General features: G+C 70.8%; 19 protein-coding genes and 1 pseudogene. 9 read left to right on the plus strand and 11 right to left on the minus strand.

Features of this window, described 5'->3' with window-relative positions; genetic code table 11:
• Positions 1 to 72: 72 nt before the first annotated feature.
• Positions 73 to 690 carry a TetR/AcrR family transcriptional regulator gene (locus J7E86_RS18385; protein WP_215082788.1) on the minus strand — a complete coding sequence of 206 codons (618 nt, stop codon included), beginning with the start codon at positions 688 to 690 and terminating at the stop codon, positions 73 to 75.
• Between the two features lie 95 nt (positions 691 to 785).
• Here J7E86_RS18385 and J7E86_RS18390 point away from each other — a divergent pair, with 95 nt between their 5' ends.
• From J7E86_RS18390 to J7E86_RS18400, 4 genes are all read left to right on the plus strand, one after another.
• A complete protein-coding gene (locus J7E86_RS18390) occupies positions 786 to 1,262 on the plus strand; it encodes a DUF1453 family protein (RefSeq protein ID WP_215082789.1) in 477 nt (158 codons plus the stop codon).
• Between the two features lie 323 nt (positions 1,263 to 1,585).
• Positions 1,586 to 2,134, plus strand: a complete 549-nt coding sequence (locus J7E86_RS18395) for a rodlin (RefSeq protein ID WP_308312634.1) — start codon at positions 1,586 to 1,588, stop codon at positions 2,132 to 2,134.
• 125 nt (positions 2,135 to 2,259) lie between these two features.
• Positions 2,260 to 2,334 (plus strand): putative leader peptide, encoded by a 75-nt coding sequence (locus J7E86_RS32065; RefSeq protein ID WP_374223821.1) that lies wholly within the window; start codon positions 2,260 to 2,262, stop codon positions 2,332 to 2,334.
• 184 nt (positions 2,335 to 2,518) lie between these two features.
• A complete protein-coding gene (locus J7E86_RS18400) occupies positions 2,519 to 3,535 on the plus strand; it encodes an isopenicillin N synthase family oxygenase (RefSeq protein WP_215082790.1) in 1,017 nt (338 codons plus the stop codon).
• Positions 3,536 to 3,626: 91 nt separating this feature from the next.
• Here J7E86_RS18400 and J7E86_RS18405 read toward each other — a convergent pair whose 3' ends face one another.
• From J7E86_RS18405 to J7E86_RS18425, 5 genes are all read right to left on the minus strand, one after another.
• Entirely contained in the window at positions 3,627 to 3,863 is a 237-nt protein-coding gene (locus J7E86_RS18405; RefSeq protein ID WP_215082791.1) for a DUF397 domain-containing protein, read from the minus strand.
• A gap of 80 nt (positions 3,864 to 3,943) precedes the next feature.
• The gene (locus tag J7E86_RS18410) at positions 3,944 to 5,110 is read right to left on the minus strand and encodes a thiolase domain-containing protein (protein WP_215082792.1); all 1,167 of its coding nucleotides are present in this window, start codon (positions 5,108 to 5,110) and stop codon (positions 3,944 to 3,946) included.
• Positions 5,107 to 6,162: a lipid-transfer protein gene (locus J7E86_RS18415; protein ID WP_215082793.1), complete on the minus strand. Its 1,056-nt coding sequence runs from the start codon at positions 6,160 to 6,162 to the stop codon at positions 5,107 to 5,109. Before J7E86_RS18415 ends, J7E86_RS18410 begins: the two co-directional genes overlap by 4 nt.
• Positions 6,159 to 7,106: a Zn-ribbon domain-containing OB-fold protein gene (locus J7E86_RS18420; protein ID WP_215082794.1), complete on the minus strand. Its 948-nt coding sequence runs from the start codon at positions 7,104 to 7,106 to the stop codon at positions 6,159 to 6,161. The genes J7E86_RS18415 and J7E86_RS18420 overlap by 4 nt, the downstream gene beginning before the upstream one ends.
• 21 nt (positions 7,107 to 7,127) lie before the next feature.
• The gene (locus tag J7E86_RS18425) at positions 7,128 to 7,928 is read right to left on the minus strand and encodes a crotonase/enoyl-CoA hydratase family protein (protein ID WP_215082795.1); all 801 of its coding nucleotides are present in this window, start codon (positions 7,926 to 7,928) and stop codon (positions 7,128 to 7,130) included.
• Between the two features lie 176 nt (positions 7,929 to 8,104).
• Here J7E86_RS18425 and J7E86_RS18430 point away from each other — a divergent pair, with 176 nt between their 5' ends.
• The 5 genes and pseudogenes from J7E86_RS18430 to J7E86_RS18450 all read left to right on the plus strand — a co-directional run bounded on the left by J7E86_RS18430 (position 8,105) and on the right by J7E86_RS18450 (position 14,207).
• On the plus strand, positions 8,105 to 9,754 hold the full coding sequence (locus J7E86_RS18430) for an acyl-CoA synthetase (protein WP_215082796.1): 1,650 nt from the start codon (positions 8,105 to 8,107) through the stop codon (positions 9,752 to 9,754).
• A gap of 59 nt (positions 9,755 to 9,813) precedes the next feature.
• Positions 9,814 to 11,121: a phenylacetate--CoA ligase PaaK gene (paaK, locus tag J7E86_RS18435; protein WP_215082797.1), complete on the plus strand. Its 1,308-nt coding sequence runs from the start codon at positions 9,814 to 9,816 to the stop codon at positions 11,119 to 11,121.
• Between the two features lie 109 nt (positions 11,122 to 11,230).
• Positions 11,231 to 12,207, plus strand: a pseudogene (locus J7E86_RS18440) (penicillin acylase family protein); the annotation flags it as partial.
• A 252-nt stretch (positions 12,208 to 12,459) separates the two neighbouring features.
• Positions 12,460 to 13,059 carry a Ku protein gene (locus J7E86_RS31150; protein ID WP_285439719.1) on the plus strand — a complete coding sequence of 200 codons (600 nt, stop codon included), beginning with the start codon at positions 12,460 to 12,462 and terminating at the stop codon, positions 13,057 to 13,059.
• A gap of 410 nt (positions 13,060 to 13,469) precedes the next feature.
• On the plus strand, positions 13,470 to 14,207 hold the full coding sequence (locus J7E86_RS18450) for a dienelactone hydrolase family protein (protein ID WP_215082798.1): 738 nt from the start codon (positions 13,470 to 13,472) through the stop codon (positions 14,205 to 14,207).
• Positions 14,208 to 14,908: 701 nt separating this feature from the next.
• Here J7E86_RS18450 and J7E86_RS18455 read toward each other — a convergent pair.
• The 5 genes from J7E86_RS18455 to J7E86_RS18475 form a co-directional block, all read right to left on the minus strand.
• Entirely contained in the window at positions 14,909 to 15,733 is an 825-nt protein-coding gene (locus J7E86_RS18455) for a GNAT family N-acetyltransferase (protein ID WP_215082799.1), read from the minus strand.
• Positions 15,734 to 15,974: 241 nt separating this feature from the next.
• A complete protein-coding gene (locus J7E86_RS18460; protein ID WP_215082800.1) occupies positions 15,975 to 17,228 on the minus strand; it encodes a protein-glutamine gamma-glutamyltransferase in 1,254 nt (417 codons plus the stop codon).
• Between the two features lie 199 nt (positions 17,229 to 17,427).
• Complete coding sequence (locus J7E86_RS18465; protein ID WP_215082801.1) at positions 17,428 to 17,919, minus strand: hypothetical protein; 492 nt, start codon at positions 17,917 to 17,919, stop codon at positions 17,428 to 17,430.
• A 56-nt stretch (positions 17,920 to 17,975) separates the two neighbouring features.
• Entirely contained in the window at positions 17,976 to 18,134 is a 159-nt protein-coding gene (locus J7E86_RS18470) for a hypothetical protein (protein ID WP_215082802.1), read from the minus strand.
• 251 nt (positions 18,135 to 18,385) lie between these two features.
• A complete protein-coding gene (locus J7E86_RS18475) occupies positions 18,386 to 18,712 on the minus strand; it encodes a hypothetical protein (protein WP_215082803.1) in 327 nt (108 codons plus the stop codon).
• Between the last annotated feature and the right edge of the window lie 30 nt (positions 18,713 to 18,742).

An 18,742-nucleotide genomic window follows, 5' to 3' on the forward strand; every position in this document is an offset into this window, starting at 1 on the left:
CGCTTGAGGACGCGCCCGCAGGGCGCCCGCCGCCGCAGGCGGCAGAGACGGCCCGCAGCCACCGGACACCGCCTATGCCGGTGCCCGGAGCGTCTCCAGGTGGTGGAGGAGCAGGCGCCGCAGCTCCCGCGGCGGGTAGTGGTCCGGGCGGAGTACGGCCTGGAAGGAGAGCCCTTCGACGAGGGCGGACAACCGGCGGCTCTCGGTGTCGGGATCGAGGTCGGCGCGCAGTCCGCCGGCCTGCTGCCCGCCGCGCAGCACCCTCTCCATCAGGGCCAGCTGGTTCTCCTGCAAGTGGACGGCCAGCGGGCGCAGTCCGGGGCGGACGCGGGCGGCGGTGGCGAAGGCGGTCCACAGGACGGCCTCCTCGTGGCGCGCCTCGTCCAGCGGGAGGAACTCGGTGAGGAGTTCCTCGGCGCGGGCCCGGAGGTCGCCGTCGGGGCCGGGGGCGAGGAGGTAGTCGATGTGCGCGCGGACCCTGTGGTCGATGCGGCGTACGAGCTCCTCCATGGCGAAGATCACCAGCTCGTCGTGGTCGCTGAAGTAGTGGCGGATCGAGCCGATGGCAAGTCCGGCCTCGTCGGCGACGTTGCGCAGCGAGGCGGCTTCCAGGCCGTCCCGGCTCACGACGCGGAGAACGGCTTCGGCCACCGCCCGGCGGCGGGCTCGCGGGTCCACGATCTTCGGCATGTTGGTTTTATAGCACGCCCGCGCTAATATCTTTTTGGCACGACCGTGCCACATAGTGATGGCACTGCTGTGCCATATCGGGGAGGCGGGGCGGAATGAAGGGCTGGCTGCTCGCGGCGGTCATCGCCGCAGTGGTGATCGTCGTCGTGATCAAGCGACTGAGGGGAGAGCCGCTCAACGCCCGCGACCTGCTGGTGACGCCGCTCGTCCTCACCGGCATCGGCATCTCCTCACTGGTCAAGGCGGACCCGACGGCGGCCGACCTGACGTGGGTGACCCTGGGCGCGGTCCTGGGCGTGGCGCTCGGCGCGGTGCGGGGCGTGACCATCACGGTCTTCGAGCGGGACGGCGTCCTGTGGCAGCGCTACACCGGCCGGACCTTCCTCGTCATGGCGGGCTCGGTGGCGCTCATGGCCGGTTACGGCTTCCTCGCCGCGAAGGCGGGCATGCACGAGGACGCGCGGCCCGTCCAGCTGACCATCGGCGTCAGCTTCCTGGGCGAGTCCCTGGCGGTCGGCCTGCGCGGCCGGGCGACGGGAGTGCCCTTCGCGCCCGAGCGGGGGCGCCGCTGACCCGGGCCCGCCGACGCGAGCCCGGGTGGGCGGCGAAAGCCCGCCCGGACGCGGCTTGTGGGGGCACTCTCCGGGCGGGCCGACGGCTCACGATACGCCGCACGCAGCACGCTACCAGCCGGAAAGCCGCATTTCCGGTTGTGTCACCCGATTGCGCGGCCATATCGGAAATATCCATCGATAGCCCCCCGACACTCCGGGCGATTTTCCTACCGGCGGCACAATGGCGCAAATGAGTGAATGCCCGAAACTTCTGCAAATGGGGTCGAGTTACTCAGTTCGCTTCCCTGAGAAGAGGCGCTAATCGATCGAAAGGCACAGACGTGCTCAAGAAGGTACTCGCCACGGCCGCCCTGACGGCTTCCGCGGTCGGCACCGTAGCCGGCCCCGCGATGGCGATCGACAACAGCCAGGACGTCGCCAATGGCAACGCCGCGAAGACCGGCTACGGCAACACCAAGACCGGGGGCAAGCAGAGCCCGCAGATGAGCCTGATCCAGGGCACGCTCAACAAGCCGTGCATCGGTATCGGGAAGATCGGCATCCAGTCCATCCTCGCGCTGATCAACATCGGCATCCAGGACATCCCGATCCTCACGTCGCAGCAGCAGCAGACCTGCACCGACAACTCGACGATCAACGACGGCGACGACCCGCTGTCGCACATCCTCGACGAGATCCCGATCCTGTCTGGCAACGGCTCGGGCAACCGCGACCTCGGGTCTGTCCACAACCACCACCACGACCACCACTACCGCGGCCACAAGGGCCACGACGGTGATCGTCACGACGGTGGTCGCCATGACGGTGGCCACCACAAGGGTGACCACCACAACGGTGACCACGGGTGGGACGGGAACCACGGCCACTGACGGTCATAGCGCCGGCTCGCCGGAACTCCCCCTTCCTCGGGTGCACGGGCCCCGAGGGAGGGGGATTCCCCTGTCCGGGGACCCGCGGGCGGACGGTCCGGAGCCGGGTCGTATACGATGACGAGGTGACCATGCTCGTGAAACGCCGCCACGTGGACCTCCTCCGCGTCACCAGCATGTCCTGTCGACGCCACGGCTGACCCTCATCGCGCCCTGCCCCTCTGTCCGGCAGTGGTTCGCGCGTTTGTTTCGGATTTTTTTCCGTTTCTTTCTGTCTTTCCTGCCGCTTCCCGGTCCCCGTCCTGCCGCACACCCTGCTGAGCGGTGCGGGCCGTCCGGCGCACCGCCGTACGGAATTCCGGGCCCTCACGCTGTGGACATCTCATGAGCAACAAGCTTCCCGTCCTCGACCTCTCCGCCGCCGCCGGTGACCCCACCGCCCGTGCCCGCTTCCACGAGGAGCTGCACTCCGCCGCGCGCGACGTCGGGTTCTTCCACCTGACCGGCCACGGCGTCACCGAGGCCGAGACCGCCGATCTGATGCGCACCCTCCGGGCGTTCTTCGCCCTGCCGGAGGCGGAGCGGCTGTCCATCAGCAACCTCAACTCGCCGCATTTCCGCGGCTACACCCGCATCGGTGACGAGCGGACCGGTGGCAACCGCGACTGGCGCGACCAGATCGACATCGGCGCCGAGCGCGCCCCGCGCGCACCCGGCGCGGACGAGCCCGGTTACTGGTGGCTGGAGGGCCCCAACCAGTGGCCGGCCGCCCTCCCCGAGCTCCGGACCGCCGCCCTGCACTGGATCGACAGGCTCAGCTCGGTCGCCCAGCGGCTGTTGCACGAACTGCTGGCGGCCATCGGCGCTCCGGCCGGCTTCTACGACGACGCCTTCGCCGACCGCCCCCACCTGCACCTCAAGCTCGTCCGCTACCCCGGTAGCGCGCCGGACGGCGCCGCGCAGGGCGTGGGAGCCCACAAGGACTACGGGTTCCTGACGCTGCTGCTCCAGGACGAGGTCGGCGGGCTCCAGGTGGAGGGCCCCGACGGCGCGTTCATGGATGTGCCGCCGGTGCCCGGCGCGTTCGTGGTCAACCTCGGCGAGCTGCTGGAGGTGGCCACCAACGGCTACCTCAAGGCGACCAACCACCGGGTGGTCAGCCCGCCCGGCAACCGGGAGCGCTACTCCGTGCCGTTCTTCTACAACCCGCGGCTGGACGCCCGCATCGAGCCCGTGCCCTTCGCCCACGCCGACCGGGCCCCGGGCGTCACCCAGGACTCCGCGAATCCGCTGTTCGCGGAGTACGGGCGCAATGAGATCAAGGGGTGGCTGCGGGCGCACCCCGGGGTTGCGCGTCGCTATCACGCGGAGCTCTTGACCGAGGGCGTGGCCGCGGTCTGACGTCATTCCGGGACTCCGCCCGGGCCCCGGTCCTCGAACTCCCCCGGCTACCGCTGGGAGGTGCCCCCGGACGGGCTGGATCGTCCGGCCGTTACGTCAGGTCGAACTCGCCCTCGCGGGCGCCGAGTACGAAAGCGCGCCACTCCGCGGGGGTGAAGACCAGGGCCGGCCGGTCCGGGCGGCGGCCGTGGCGCATGGCGATGAAGCCCTCGACGAAGGCGATCTGGACGTCGCCGATCCCCTGGGTGCCGGACTGCCAGGCGGCGTTCGCGAGGTCGAGGTCGGGCGTCGCATCGCCCACCAGTCGTTCAGTCGTGCTCTCCGCCACGTCTTAGCTCCTCCCGGCTCGTCGTCCCGGCACCACCCTAGCGACCGCGGCGGGCGCCGGACAGGCCGCGTCATCGGCCGTCAGGAGACGGGTGGTTCGCTTCCCACCAGCCACATGGAGAAGAACTGCGCCCCTCCTCCGTAGGCGTGGCCGAGGGCCTTGGCAGCGCCCTCGATCTGGTGCTCGCCCGCCCGGCCGCGCACCTGCAGTGCCGCCTCGGCGAAGCGGATCAGGCCGGAGGCGCCGATGGGGTTGGTGGAGAGGACCCCGCCGGAGGGGTTCACGGGCAGGTCGCCGTCCAGTGCGGTGGCCCCCGACTCGGTGAGCTTCCAGCCCTCCCCCTCGGCCGCGAAGCCGAGGTTCTCCAGCCACATCGGCTCGTACCAGCTGAACGGCACGTACAGCTCGACGGCGTCGATCTCCCGGCGTGGATCGGTGATCCCGGCCTGGCGGTAGACGTCGGCCGCGCAGTCCCGGCCGGCGCGCGGCGAGACGAAGTCCTTGCCGGCGAAGAGCGTCGGTTCGCTGCGCATGGCCCCGCCGTGCACCCAGGCGGGCGGGTGCGGCGAACGGGCGGCGCCCGTACGGTCGGTGAGGACCAGGGCGCAGGCGCCGTCGGAGGAGGGGCAGGTCTCGGAGTAGCGGATCGGGTCCCACAGCATGGGTGAGGAGCGCACCTTCTCCAGGGTGATGTCCGGCTCGTGGAGGTGTGCCCAGGGGTTCTTGAGGGCGTTGCGGCGGTCCTTGTAGGCGACGAGGGCGCCGATGCCGTCGGGTGCGCCGGTACGGCGCATGTAGGCCCGTACGTGCGGGGCGAAGAAGCCGCCGGCGCCGGCGAGGAGGGGCTGCTGGAAGGGGACGGGCAGGGACAGGGCCCACATGGCGTTGGACTCGGACTGCTTCTCGAAGGCCAGGGCCAGGACCGTGCGCCGGACGCGGGCGGCGACGAGGTCCGCGGCCACGAGGGCGGTCGAGCCGCCGACGGAGCCGGCGGTGTGCACGCGCAGGATCGGTTTGCCGACCGCGCCGAGGGCGTCGGCGAGGTAGAGCTCGGGCATCATCACGCCCTCGAAGAAGTCGGGGGCCTTGCCGATGACGATGGCGTCGACGTCGGCCCAGGTCAGCTCCGCGTCGGCGAGCGCGCGCCGGGCGGCCTCGCGGACGAGTCCGGCGATCGAGACGTCCCGCCGGGCGGCGGCGTGCCGGGTCTGGCCGATGCCGACGACGGCCACGGGCTCCTTGCTCACCGGGTCTCCTCCTGGGGGTTCCGGCTGTCCGGTCCGGTGCGGGCCCGGACGCTCGACCGCTCGCCTTCGAGTACCGCGACGAGGTTCTGTTGGAGGCACGGCCCCGACGTCGCGTGGGCCAGGACCCTGTCGGCCTCGCCCCGGTGGATGCGGGCGGCCGCCTCGCCGAGGCGGATCAGGCCCGCTGCCATGAGCGGGTTCCCGGCCGGTGCGCCGGCCGAGGGGGTGACGAGCACGTCGTCGTGCAGTCGGAGCGCCCTGCGCAGGATCACCTCCTGCGAGGGGAACGGGGCGTGGAGTTCGGCCGCGTCGGCGGCCGCGTCGAAGGCTCCGGCGCGCTCGGCGGCCAGCCGGGTGGACGGTGAGTCGGTCAGGTCGCGTACGCCCAGTGCGTGCGCCTCGATGCGGTGGTCGATGCCGCGGATCCAGGCGGGCCGGGCGCACATGCGGCGGGCGGTGTCCCCGGCGGCGATGACGACGGCCGCGGCGCCGTCGCCGGTGGGCGGGCCATCGCCGTCCGGCACCGGGCCGTGCGGTCGCGCGTACGGGTCGGGGTGGTCGGCGGCGAGGGCGGCCTCGTCGGTCCCGCCCGCGTCGAGGAGCGCCCGGGCCTGGAGTCCGGCCAGGGAAGCGGGGTCGGGCCACAGGGGGGCGGTGTAGTAGGGGTCGAGCTGGCGGGTGAGGACGTCGCGGAGGTCGCCGGCCGAGGGAGTGCCGTAGGCGTGGACGAGGGCGGTGTCCGCCTCACCGGTGAGGATCTTCACCCACGCCTCGTACAGCGCCCAGGCGCCGTCCATCTCCACGTGGGACTCGGTGATGGGCGGCCAGGCCCCGACGGCGTCGAGCGTCATGGTGAAGGAGAAGGGCCGGCCGGCGAGGTAGTCGCTCGATCCGGAGCAGGTGAAGTCCGCCTGCCCGGGCCGCAGTCCGGCCTGCCGGAGGACCTCGGTCAGGACGGGCAGCAGCATCTCGGTCTCGGACGTCCCCGCGGTGCGGCGGTGCCCGCTCCGGGCGAAGGCGACGATCGCCACGTCCCTGGGATACCGCGTCACAGCAGCTCCTTGTACGTGTCGTAGTCGGCGTCGGGCTCGCCGGTGGGCCGGTAGTGGTCGGGGTGGCGGGCGCCCTCGGTCCAGACGGGTTCGACGCGCAGGCCCATGCGGACCTGGTCGTAGGGAAGGCCGGCGATGCGGCCGTGGAGGGCGAGGCCGGCGCCGTCGAGGGCGATGTGGGCGTAGACGTAAGGGACGTCGATGGTGGCGCTCTTCGCCTTGATGTTGACGACGCAGTAGGTGGTGACGGTGCCGCGCGGGCCGACGTCGACCTGTTCGCCGGTGGCGACCCCGCAGGTGGGGCAGGCGCCGCGGGGCGGTACGTAGACCTTGCGGCAGTCCGGGCAGCGCTCGCCGACGATGCGGCGGCCGGCGAGGGCGTCGAGGTGCCGGCTCTGGGCACGGCCGGGTGTGTAGGTGTAGTCCAGGCGGGCGGGGGTGGTGATGCGGGTGACGGGGTCGGGGAAGGCGCCGTCGTGCGGAGTGGCGGTCCGGCCGGTGGCCGGGCTGTCGTGGGGCTCGAAGCAGGCGATGTCGGTGATCGCGCCGGTGCGTTCGGGGGCCCAGCGGATCCGTACTCGCATGCCGGTGCGTACGGCGTCGGCGCCGGGGGCGTCGAGGGCGTGGAGGAGGGCGGTGTCGGCACCGTCGAGGCGGACCAGGACCCAGGCGAAGGGGGTGCTCAGGGGCTGGCCGCGGCAGGGGGTGGGGTTCCAGGCCCAGGTGGTGACCGTGCCGGTGGCGGCGACCTCGACGAGCTCGTGGATGTCCTCGGCGGTGGCGGGGTCGTACTCCACGGGTGGTACGAGCACGCGGCCGTCGCCGGTGCGGACGCCGAGGACGACCCGCTCGCGCAGGCCGGTGAGGAAGGCGCTCTGCACGGGGCCGAGGGAGCGGGTGAAGGGGAATTCGACCACCATGGGTGCGGTGCGGATGTCCGGCATGGCCGATGGTTCTCCCTCGTGTCAGGCGCGCCGGAAGACGGGCGGCCGCTTCTCCGCGAAGGCGCGGGTGCCTTCCTTGGCGTCGGCGGTGTCGAAGACGCGCATGCCGCGTTCGAGTTCGAGCGCGAGGCCGTCGGCCTCGCTCAGGCCGGCGGTGTCGTAGGCGCACGCCTTGACGGCCTCGACGGCGAGGGGGCCGTTGGCGTTGATGAGCTCGGCGGTCTCCAGGGCCCGTTCCAGGGCGGTGCCGTCGGGTACGACATGGCCGATGAGGCCGATGCGCTCGGCTTCGCGTGCGGTGTACGGGCGGCCGGTGAGCAGCATCTCCAGGGCGTGGGTGCGGGGGATCTGGCGGGCGAGGCGGACGGTGGAGCCGCCGACGGGGAAGAGGCCGCGGCGCACCTCGAAGAGGCCGAAGGTGGCGCTTTCGCCGGCGATGCGCAGGTCGGTGCCCTGGAGGATCTCGGTGCCGCCGGCGACGCAGGGGCCCTCGACGGCGGCGATGACGGGTTTGCGTGGCCGGTGGTGGCGGAGCATGGCCTTCCAGTGGAGGTCGGGGTCGGCCGTGAGCCGCTCGCGGCAGGGGTCGCCGGCCGTGCCGCGGCCGGCGAGCGTCTTGAGGTCCATGCCGGAGCAGAAGGCGCCGCCCGCGCCGGTGAGCACGATGGAGCGGACGGTGTCGTCCGCGTCGGCCTCGGCCCAGCCGTCGTGGAGGCCGACCAGCATGGCCGGGGAGAGGGCGTTCCTCGCCTCGGGCCGGTCGAGGGTGAGGACGAGGGTGGCGCCGGCGCGTTCGATGGTGAGGTGTTCGGTCCCGCTCATGGGGTCTCCCTCCGTCCGCCGGTCCGGCGACGAGAGAACAGGGTGGCGGAGGGGTGCGCGCACTTCAAGAGGTTTTCTGACTTGCCGTCAGATTTCTTGGCGGACTCCCTTCCCCCCCACCGTCCCCGGCGCTCTAATGACCGCCGAGCCCCCCGGTTCCCCGCGCAGGAGGACACGTGGACGTCAACCTTGCCGACCTCTTCGAGTCGATCGCCGACACCGTGCCCGGGCGCGAGGCACTCGTCCACCGCGACCTGCCCGGCACCGGGGCCGAGCGGCGGCTGACGTACGCGGAGCTCGACGCGGCGGCCAACCGGCTGGCCCACCACCTCCGCACGGCCGGCGTCCGGCCCGGTGAGCACGTCGGGCTGCACCTGTACAACGGGGTCGAGTACCTCCAGACGCTCTGGGCCTGCCTGAAGATCCGGGCCGTGCCGGTCAACGTCAACTATCGCTATGTGGAGGGCGAGCTCGCCTACCTCTACCGGGACGCCGACCTGGTGTGCCTGGTCTTCGACGGCGGGTTCACCGGGAGGGTGGCCGCGGCCCTGCCCGCGGCCGGGCGCACGCTGCGCCACCTGATCCGCGTCGGTGCCGCCACCGAGGGCGAGCCCGAGCCCGGCATCGCGCCCGTACCCTTCGCGGAGGCCGAGGCGTCCGGCGCGCCCTGGCGCGACTTCGGGCCCCGGTCCGGCGACGACCGGATCATCATCTACACCGGGGGCACCACCGGCATGCCCAAGGGTGTGGTGTGGCGGCAGGAGGACCTGTTCTTCTCGGGACTCGGCGGCGGGGCGCCCACCGGGAAGCCGGTCGGGCGGCCGGAGGAGCTGGCGGAGCGGGTCGCGGCGGGCGGCGAGGGACTGGTGTTCTTCCCCACGGCGCCGCTGATGCACGGCACCTCCACGCTCACCGCCTTCATCGCCTTCGACTTCGGCCAGAAGGTCGTGCTGCACCGCGGGTTCACGCCCGAGGACGTGGTGCGCACGGTCGCCCGGGAGCGGGTCACCAGCGTCTCGCTGGTCGGGGACGCCATGCTGCGGCCACTGGTGGACGCGCTGGCCGGGCCGCTGCGGGGCGCCGACTGCTCGTCGCTGCTGAGCGTCAGCAGCTCGGGGGCCATCCTGTCGGACACCGTGCGGGAGCAGTTCGCGGCGCTCCTGCCGCGGGTGGCGCTGCTGAACAACTTCGGTTCCTCGGAGTCCGGCTTCAACGGCACCGCCACGGACGACCGCGGCCGGGGCTTCCGGCTGCGGGTCAACGAGCGTACGGCCGTGGTCGACCCGGTGACGCGCAGGCCCGTGCCGCCCGGCGGCACCGGACGCGTCGCGCAGCGCGGGCACGTCCCGCTGGGCTACTACAACGACCCGGTGAAGACGGCGGAGACGTTCTTCCGGGCGGGCGGCGAGCGGTGGGTGCTGCTCGGAGACATGGCGACGGCCGACGCGGACGGGGTGATCACGGTCCTCGGGCGGGGCTCGCAGTGCATCAACACCGGTGGCGAGAAAGTGTATCCGGAGGAGGTCGAGCAGGTGCTGAAGGCCCACCCCGATGTCTACGACGCGCTGGTCACGGGCGTCCCGGACGCCCGGTGGGGGCAGCGGGTCGCGGCCGTCGTGCAGGTGCGGGAGGGCGCGGCGGCGCTGACGCTCGACGAGGTGCGGGCCCATTGCCGCACCCGGCTGGCCGGTTACAAGGTGCCGCGCAGCGTCGTCCTCACGACGTGCGTGCGGCGTTCGCCCAGCGGCAAGGCGGACTACCGCTGGGCGCGGGCGGTGGCCGGCGGAGGTGAGGCGGAGGTCTTGACTCCCGGTTCCGACTGCTGATTACGTGACCGTCGAGCAACTACCGAATGATCGGTCGGTCGACGGGGCGGTGAGCGGCGATGGCGGGACCCGGGATGTTCCTGGACGCGGCGGAGCGGATGTCGGGTGCGGAGCTCGCCGCGCTCCAGCTGGACCGTCTGCGGGCCACGCTGGCGCACGCCTACGCACACGTGGACTTCTACCGGCGGTCCTTCGACGCCGCCGGGACGCGCCCCGAGGACTGCCGCTCCCTGGCCGACCTCGCCCGGTTCCCCTTCACCACCAAGGCCGATCTGCGCGACCACTACCCCTTCGGGATGTTCGCCGTCCCCCAGGACGAGGTGCGGCGCCTCCACGCCTCCAGCGGCACCACCGGCACCCCGACCGTGGTCGGCTACACCGAGCGCGACCTCGACACCTGGGCCGACGTCGTGGCCCGCTCGATCAGGGCCGCCGGCGGCCGCCCGGGCCACAAGGTGCACGTGGCCTACGGCTACGGACTGTTCACCGGCGGCCTGGGCGCGCACTACGGCGCCGAACGGCTGGGTTGCACGGTGATCCCCGCCTCCGGCGGCATGACCGCGCGCCAGGTCAGGCTGATCCAGGACTTCCGCCCCAAGATCATCATGGTCACGCCCACCTACATGCTCACCCTCCTCGACGAGTTCGAACGCCAGGGCGTCGACCCCCGGTCCACCTCCCTGCGCGTGGGCATCTTCGGCGCCGAACCGTGGACCGACGCGATGCGCCGGGAGATCGAGGAGCGCTTCGCCCTGGACGCCGTCGACATATACGGGCTCTCCGAGGTCATGGGGCCGGGTGTGGCGCAGGAGTGCGTGGAGACCAAGGACGGGCCGCACATCTGGGAGGACCACTTCTACCCCGAGATCGTGGACCCGGTCACGGGCGAGGTGCTGCCCGAGGGCGCCCACGGCGAGCTCGTCCTCACCTCGCTCACCAAGGAGGCCATGCCCGTCGTCCGCTACCGGACGCGCGACCTCACCCGGCTGCTGCCCGGCACCGCGCGTCCCGCCTTCCGCCGGATGGAGAGGATCACCGGCCGCTGCGACGACATGATCATTCTGCGGGGCGTCAATCTCTTCCCGGCGCAGATCGAGGAGATCGTGCTGCGCGTCGCCGGCGTCGCCCCGCACTTCCAGCTGCGGCTGACCCGCGAGGGGCGGATGGACCACCTCACCGTACGGGCCGAGGCGCGCCCGGAGGCGACACCGCACCAGCGAGCGGCGGCCACCGTCGAGATCGCCGGGCGGGTCAAGGACGCCGTCGGGGTGTCGGTCGCCGTGGAGATCGTGGACCCCGGAACCCTCGAACGCTCGGTGGGCAAGCTCAAGCGGATCGTGGACCTGCGGGGCGGAAGCCGGCCGTGAGGCGGGGCGGCGGGACGCGGTAGCGGCCGGAGTCAACTCGAACACCCACTCCTGGCGTCCTTCCCACCGCTGTCAACTCCGCTCACCACGAGTCGCATTGGGAGTCACGTTGCCTCGACGCTCCAGACGGCGCGCTCTGACCGGCGCCTCCTTGGCGGCACTCGCCCTGCTGACCGGCGCGGCCGGTCTGCCGGCCCAGGCGTCCGCCGCCACCGACCGCACGGAACGGCCCTCCGGCGGCGGCCTGTCCGCCGCCCTGCGGTACACCGAATACGGCATTCCGCACATCGTCGCCAAGGACTACGCGAATCTGGGCTTCGGCAGCGGATACGCCCAGGCCGCCGACCAGGTGTGCGCCATCGCCGACGGATTCGTCACCCTGCGCGGCGAGCGCTCGCGCCGCTTCGGCGCCGATGCCGCACCCGACGGTTCGCTGTCGTCAGCCGCCACCAACCTCTCCAGCGATCTGTACTTCCGGGGGGTGAACGACGCCAGGACGGTGGAGAAGCTCCTGGAGCGGCCCGCCCCGACCGGTCCCAGCCGGCAGGCCAGGAGCTGATGCGCGGCTGGGCGGCCGGGTACAACGCCTGGCTGAAGCAGAACAAGATCACCGACCCGGCGTGCCGCGACGCCGACTGGGTCACTCCGGTGACCGCCCTGGACGTGGCGCGCCGCGGCTACGCCATCACCGTGCTGGGCGGGCAGGGCCTCGCCGCGGACGGCATCACCGCGGGCCGGTGGCCGGGCGCGGCGGCGCGCACGGCCACGTCACCGGACGCCGCGGCGGCGGCCCGCAAGGCGTTCGACCGCCAGAACGCCGACTTGGGTTCCAACGCCGTCGCCTTCGCGGGCTCCACCACGGCGAACGGCCGGGGCCTGCTGCTCGGCAACCCGCACTACCCGTGGCAGGGCGGGCGCCGCTTCTGGCAGTCCCAGCAGACCATTCCCGGCGAACTGAACGTCGCGGGCGCCTCCCTGCTGGGCGTTCCCGTCGTCGAGATCGGTCACAACGAGCGCATCGCCTGGAGCCACACGGTGGCCACGGGCATCCCGATGAACCTGTACGAGCTGCGGACCGCGCCCGCCAGCTGGGCTCATCGTCGCTTGGTGGCTGACTGGGGTGGTCGCACAGCCGGGTTCCTAGCGGGAGCTCCGTTGTACGGACGGTTCGCCCGCCAGTACCGCTATCCCCGTCTCCGCCTGGCTCCGGGCAGGCAGGCTCACGCCCGTGGCCGGTCGGCCACGGGCTGGCCACCGCACCTGAGATTCGGCCACGGGATCCGAGATCCCACAGCGGAAGGCTGTCTTCTGGCGCAGGCTGGAGGCATGCCGCACAGCATGTGGTCAGGGGCGATCGGGTTCGGGTTGGTGTCCGTACCGGTACAGATGGTGCCCGTCATCGAGGAGCACGACGTCAAGCTGCGGGAGGTTCACGACCGAGACGGCGGTCGTGTGCGCCGGGATCGGGTCTGTGATGTGTGCGGCGAGGTCGTGGCCTACGAGCACCTGGCCCGGGGGGGCGACCGGGACGGCGCGCGCGCCGTGCTGACGGAGGAAGATTTCGATCAGCTGCCGGTCCCCAGCAAGAAGCTGATCGACGTGCTGGCGTTCGTCGACGCCGCCCGGATCAGCCCTCTCCAGCTGGATCGGCCCTACCTGCTCGCGGCCCCCAGGACTTCAGCCGCTTTATCCGCGAAGTCCGCGCACGAGCCGCACCCGGCTACCGATACGAGGGCGCCGGCGTCGCGGACCCGCTCGTCCGCTGGATCGAGGAAGAACGCTACTACCGCACCCTGCCCAACCACCCGTTCCCGATGCCAAACGAACCCCGCACCCACACCCCGGAGCCACTGGACCAGCTCACCTGCCGACTCAACGATCTCCTCGCCCCCGATGCAGACGACCAAGGCCGTTGCGCCAGCTGCGGCACCAAGTTGAAAGCCCCGAAGTCGAATACGCGCTTCTGCTCAACCGTATGCCGATCGCGCGACTGAAGACGCCAGCAACACGATCGCGCACTCCGCGATGCCTCCTCCCGGATACAGACTAGGGAATGCCCGGTCTGCGGGGTCACCTGGCTGGCGGGCCTGGATCAGGACGAGGGAGCGGTAACAGGGCTTGGGGGGATGCTCAAGAAGGATCGCTCGCAGAGACCCCGTCGCATCATCGGCCAAGTGCTGATCAAGCCATCCAGGGGTGTGACCGAGATACGCGTCAAAGAGGCAACGGGATGATCTTGAAACCCTGAGCGCCGGGCCCGTCCCGTATTTCAGAGGGACACCTACGCTGTTCTGCCAGCGGCAGAACACCGGCCGGACCGGGCTCGACGATCACTACAGTCCAGTCTCATGACGACGATTACGACGCGTACGGTCGAGTACCCGGCCGACGGTTTGACGATGATCGGGCACCTCGCGCTCCCGGCCGGTGTCGACCGCCGGCCCGCAGTACTGCTCGGGCCAGAGGGCATGGGGCTCAGCGACGTCGAGCGCCGCCGGGCCGATGCTCTCGCCGAGCTGGGATATGTAGCGCTGGCCTTCGACCTTCACGGCGGGCGCTATTTGGGTGACCCCGAGGAGATGCTGGCCCGTTGCATGCCACTGCTCGCTGATCCCGACCGGATGCGGCGCATCGGCCACGCGGCACTCGACGAGTTGCGCACCGAGCCCCGGACCGACCCCGACCGGATCGCCGCCATCGGCTACGGCACCGGGGGCGCCGTCGGGCTGGAACTCGGGCGCGACGGCGTCAACCTGCGCGCGATCGGGACAGTCAACGCAACTACCACGGGCCGACCGGGCGAGGCAGCGCGCATCCGCTGCCCGGTGTGGGCCGGGGTCGGATCGGAAGACCCGATCATGCCGCCCGCGCAACGAAACGCGTTCACCGCTGAGATGCAGGCCGCGGGCGTCGACTGGCGCCTCGCGGTCTATGGCGGCGCCTTGCACGCCTTCCACCACCCGCCGGTCGACCACCCCGTGGTCCCCGGTGTCGGCTACCATCCACGGCACGCGCAGCGAGCCTGGCGCGACGTCGTCGACCTGCTCGCCGAGTGCCTGCCCGTGACGGAGGACCTGGGGGCATGACCCAGCCAAACATGCTGGCGCCAGGACTGGTCAGCGTCGCGCACTGACAGTCTCCTCCCCTCAAGCCCTCACAGCAGAACCACATTCGGGCAGTTGTGTGATCGTGGAGACGTATTCACAACTGCCGCAGTAAATACCGGATTTACTGCGACGGAGCCCTGGCCGTGATCGTCGCGACCTGCGGCGGACCGTTCCGGCTTCCAGGGCGAGATGTACGCATTTACTGCGGCATCACTGTGCTGACCACACGTAAAGCCGCATCAAGACGATCGGCGGCATCGACCTGCTCACCGCCGAGGAGCGGCACAAGGTACTGGTGGAGTGGATGGGCCCGGTCGGCCAGGCGCCGGAGGGCACGACCTCCCCGGCCTCTTCGCCGCCCAGGAGGTCGCCACGCCACACCGGGAGGCCGTCGCATCGGGTAAGGACCGGCTCACCTACACGGAGCTCCATAAGGCTGCCAACAGGCGTCGGACGAGGCAAGGCAGCGGCCATCGCACTGCCCCGCTCGACCAACCTGGCGACCGCTGTCCTTGCCGTCCTCAAGACCGGAGCCGCCTACCTGCCGCTCGACCTAAGCCACCCGGCCGGGCACCTGGCACGTGTGCTGACGACACCGCGCCCGCACTCGTCCTCACGCACTCGGACATGGCCCCGCCACTGCCCGCAGCCCCGCACCGCGCCACCGCGTTCGATGGTGGTCATTGTGAGGACCACCAGGTCGACGAGGTGACGGCGGTGAAGCCCAGCGACTCGTACAGCGGCCGTCCGAGCCGTGAGGCGGTGAGTGTCACCGTAAGGTTCGACATGGGCGCCAGAGAGCCGAGCATGACGGCCCGTCCGACGCCGCGGGAGCGGTGCGCCGCCGCCGTGCCGACCCAGTAGTGGCTGCCGGACCCGTCGTGGACGACGGTGACACCGGCTCCGGCCGGCTCGCCGTCGAGGACGGCGAGAAAGACATCCACGCCTGGCTGCTCGGTCAGCGTCGTGGGGAACATCTCGCCGGGACGGTAGGGGGTGAATCTGGTCAGCCCGAAGCCCTCGATCACGATCTCCTCGGCAGCCCGCAGCTCGTGCGCCCGCCGGACGCGGACCACCTCCATCGCGGGGGCGGGGACGGGGCCGGGCGGGCGCACCATGATCGGCATCTGCCAGTTGCGCATGCCCAGGTGACTCAGGTCGGTGGAACTGAACGGATCCTCGACATCCACCGGTCCGGTCGGCCGGCCGGCCAGCTCGGTCAGCTCGGCGAGCTCGTGCGCGTCGGGGTCGGGTTCCTGCAGCAGGATGCGTGCCCCGGCGCGCTCGTCGCCGAGCACGGCGAGGAAGCCGCGCCGGCGGATCACCTCGTGGCCGCGGGCGTTTCCGGTCGCGGTCCAGAACGCGGCGGAGTTGCGGGCCTGGCGAGTCGCCGCGTCGTCGAAGGCCGCGGGGGCATCCGGATGGTCCTGCCCGCTTCGATCCTCGACACGGGCGTCGGGGGTGGTCTGCCAAGAGTTGGCCACGGATGGCTCCAGTTCAGTCACGGTGCGGTGGTCCCGGCGGAGGAGCGGACAAGGCCCGAGGAGAAGTCGCCTCGGGCCTTCGTCATGCTCCGGCCTAACGACGTAATGTCGCTGATAGCCGGGTCGATCTCAACCGAGATTGCCGAGCCGTCCGCCTCACGCGCTCTCACCCGAGTTCGCATGCCGCTGCCGTGCTCGCGCAATCCGCGGTGTGGCCGTGGTGCGGGAGGGCCGGGCGACCCGGTCCTCCCGCCCGGTTCCGTTACGGCCAGCCCTGCTCCACCTTGGCGGGGGCGGTGTTCCAGTTCTTGGGTATGAACGTGATCATGTAGGTTCCGCGGTCGAAGTCGGCGTACCCGGCGGACCAGTTCCGGAACTTGCTCTCGTAGACGTGCATGGGGCCCAGGTCGCTATTGGGCGCGTGATAGTGGTCGCCGTGGGTCCATACCGTCTTCTCGGCATCCGCTTCCGTTTGGGCCCCGAACCAGCCGTAGTCGAAATTGACCCAACTCTCGCCGGGCCTGGCGGGACTGCGCGGGATACTCCTGTCTCCCGACATGTCGACCAGGCCGGTGCCCTGGTCGGGACGGAAGGCTGCCGGATCGCCGTACTTCCTCCTGTCGGAGGAGCCCCGCTGGTCCTGCCCGCTCCAGAAGTGCTTCGAGTAGATCACTGCCTTCATCTTGGACGGGTCGTAGTTGCCTCCGTCTCTTTCTTTGAAGGACGGTGTGTTCCTCAGTGCGGAGTAGAAGTTCGAGCGGCTGTCCTCGTGGAGCAGAGCGTCATTGTTGTTCGTGAGCCCCGCCTTGAGATTGTCGAGATACGTCCCCTCGTCATGGGCGTTTTCCAGGGCCTTGTTCATGATGGACGCCACATCACGCGCCCGCTTGAAGCCCTTCCCCTCGTCGAAACTGCCCTTGGCGATGCGCCCCTCGAACTCTGCCCGCGTTTCATCGGGTCGGGGGCTGACGTTCTTGAGGTCGTTCTTGTACTTGTTCTCGTCGAAGAACGCGAACGCCAATTTGTTCATCGGGTAGGGACCCGAATTGACCCAGGTGACGCCGACGCAGCCGTAGGACAGCTTCTCTCGCTGGCCCTCGGTCATTTGCTGCTTCTTGCCGTCGAGGTGGCTGTAGGACTGCTGCCACTTGCGTATGTAGTTGTTGATGACCGTGGTGGCCCTGCCTCCGTAGGCCTGGTACGCGTCAGGCATCCTGTCCAGCGGCTCGGCCGGAGGGGTCACCCTGTCGTCGGCACGGCTGGGAGGCCGGAAGGACGGGTCGGCGCTCGGGGACGATTCCCCCGGAGGCTTGCCGGGTTGCCCCAGAGCCAGGGCGCTTTCGTTGAGTGCGTTGATGTTCTTGACGTCTTCCGCAGTCAGGCCGTGCGTTGTGGCGTAGGGCTTCTCTTCCGTGCCGCCGCTGCCTGCGGCCTGGCTGACCGTCGGTATTAATGCGGCGGTGCATATGACTGCACCAGCGGTGGCGAAGGTGAGGAATCTTCTCTGTTTGTACATGAAAACAACAACTCCCTTTGGTGATGTTCGTGAACGAGAGCGTGCGAGAGCACGACAAGGGCGCCGCCTCGAGGCGAAAGGACACGCCCTAGGGGAGATGGCGGTGCGGCGCGCTCGTCGCCGGTCACGGCCGTGGTGGCGCCGGGCGGGCAGCGCGACTCGGTCGCCGCCCGGCGTGGGCCGGTCGGGCGACCAGGCGCTACATCAGCGTCGTCGCCGAAGCGACGACGCGGGCCCGGCCCGGGTCGTCGGGGTCGCCGTAGCGGACCTCGACGCGCGGGTGGGAGCGGAGGAATTCGGTGTCGGCCAGGCGGACCTGGTCGGGGTGGTCCACCGTGCGCACGGCGATGTCCGTGTCGAGGAAGAAGCTGAACTCACCCGAGGCCGGGGCGTAGACGAAGAACTTGCCGCCCTCGAACCTCTGCCGCGCGATGTCGTCCGTCAGGACCAGGGACCAGAAGCCCACACAGTGGCCCGCGGGACACATGAACCGGAAGTCGGCCCGTAGGCCGTCCAGTTCCATCCAACGGAAGGGGTTGCCGTCGTCCGCGTTGATCGTGGCGGGGACGGCGGCGGGCGCCGGGGCGGTACCGACCCGGGTGACCGCTTGGGCTCCCTGGGTGAGCGGAAGGGCGAGAGCCGCGGTCACGGCGACGGTGGTGAGGGTGCGGAGAGCGGTTCTGCGTATCACTTCTCGGCTCCTGGATGAGTGATCAGGTCGATACGAGCAGTGATCATGTCTCCGCGTTAACTCCCCGGCAACATCATGGCTTTGAAACCGGCCAACCTGCTGCTGAGGCGGTATCTGGCCATGCCTTCGATCCGGCCCGGCGTGGAGGATACGGTGGTGTTCGGGAACTCCACGGCGCGGTCGATGTCGTCGTTGCCGACCGGGACGAAGAGCACCGTTCGGCCGGTACGACGCTCCGTCGGCCCGGAGGGACGGTTACCTTGCCCCGACGTCCCGTCTCCTCGGTTACCGAAACGGCGGCCATGGTGGCATATGTGGTCCGCCGAGCGTGGTCTTCGACGCCGAACGCTGTTGTGCGACCCCTCGATGGAGTCACGTTCTCCGGGCGCGCTGTGGCGCGGCCTCGCGGGGAAAGGGTGCGGCGCCCAGCGGTGGTGGAGCTGGTGTCCGGCCGGGCGCCCGACGGTCAAGCCGACAGGCTGGTGTCCTGCTGCTGCCGGTCGAGATTGAGCTGGTCGCCCTCCTCGCAGACGACGATCGGGCCGTGGAGCTTATCCAACTTCGCGTACTGCGTGCGGCCGAAACCCTCCTGCTTGTAGCCCGCCCACCGGGCGAGGTCGGGCTTCTTCAGCTCCACGCCGGCCTTCTGGTGGGCGAGGTAGACGTGCTCGGCCTTCTGACTCTTCGTCTCACCGGGCCGGACGAAGCCGGCCCACACGGTCACGATGGCCGCCGTACCGAGGGCGATCCCGGCTCGCACCCGGATGCGGCTGGCTTCTTCGTCACCGCGCATGCGGCGCAGGGCGATGCGTCCTGAGACGAC

It is taken from the genome of Streptomyces sp. ISL-11 (assembly GCF_018614525.1).
GTDB lineage: Bacteria > Actinomycetota > Actinomycetes > Streptomycetales > Streptomycetaceae > Streptomyces.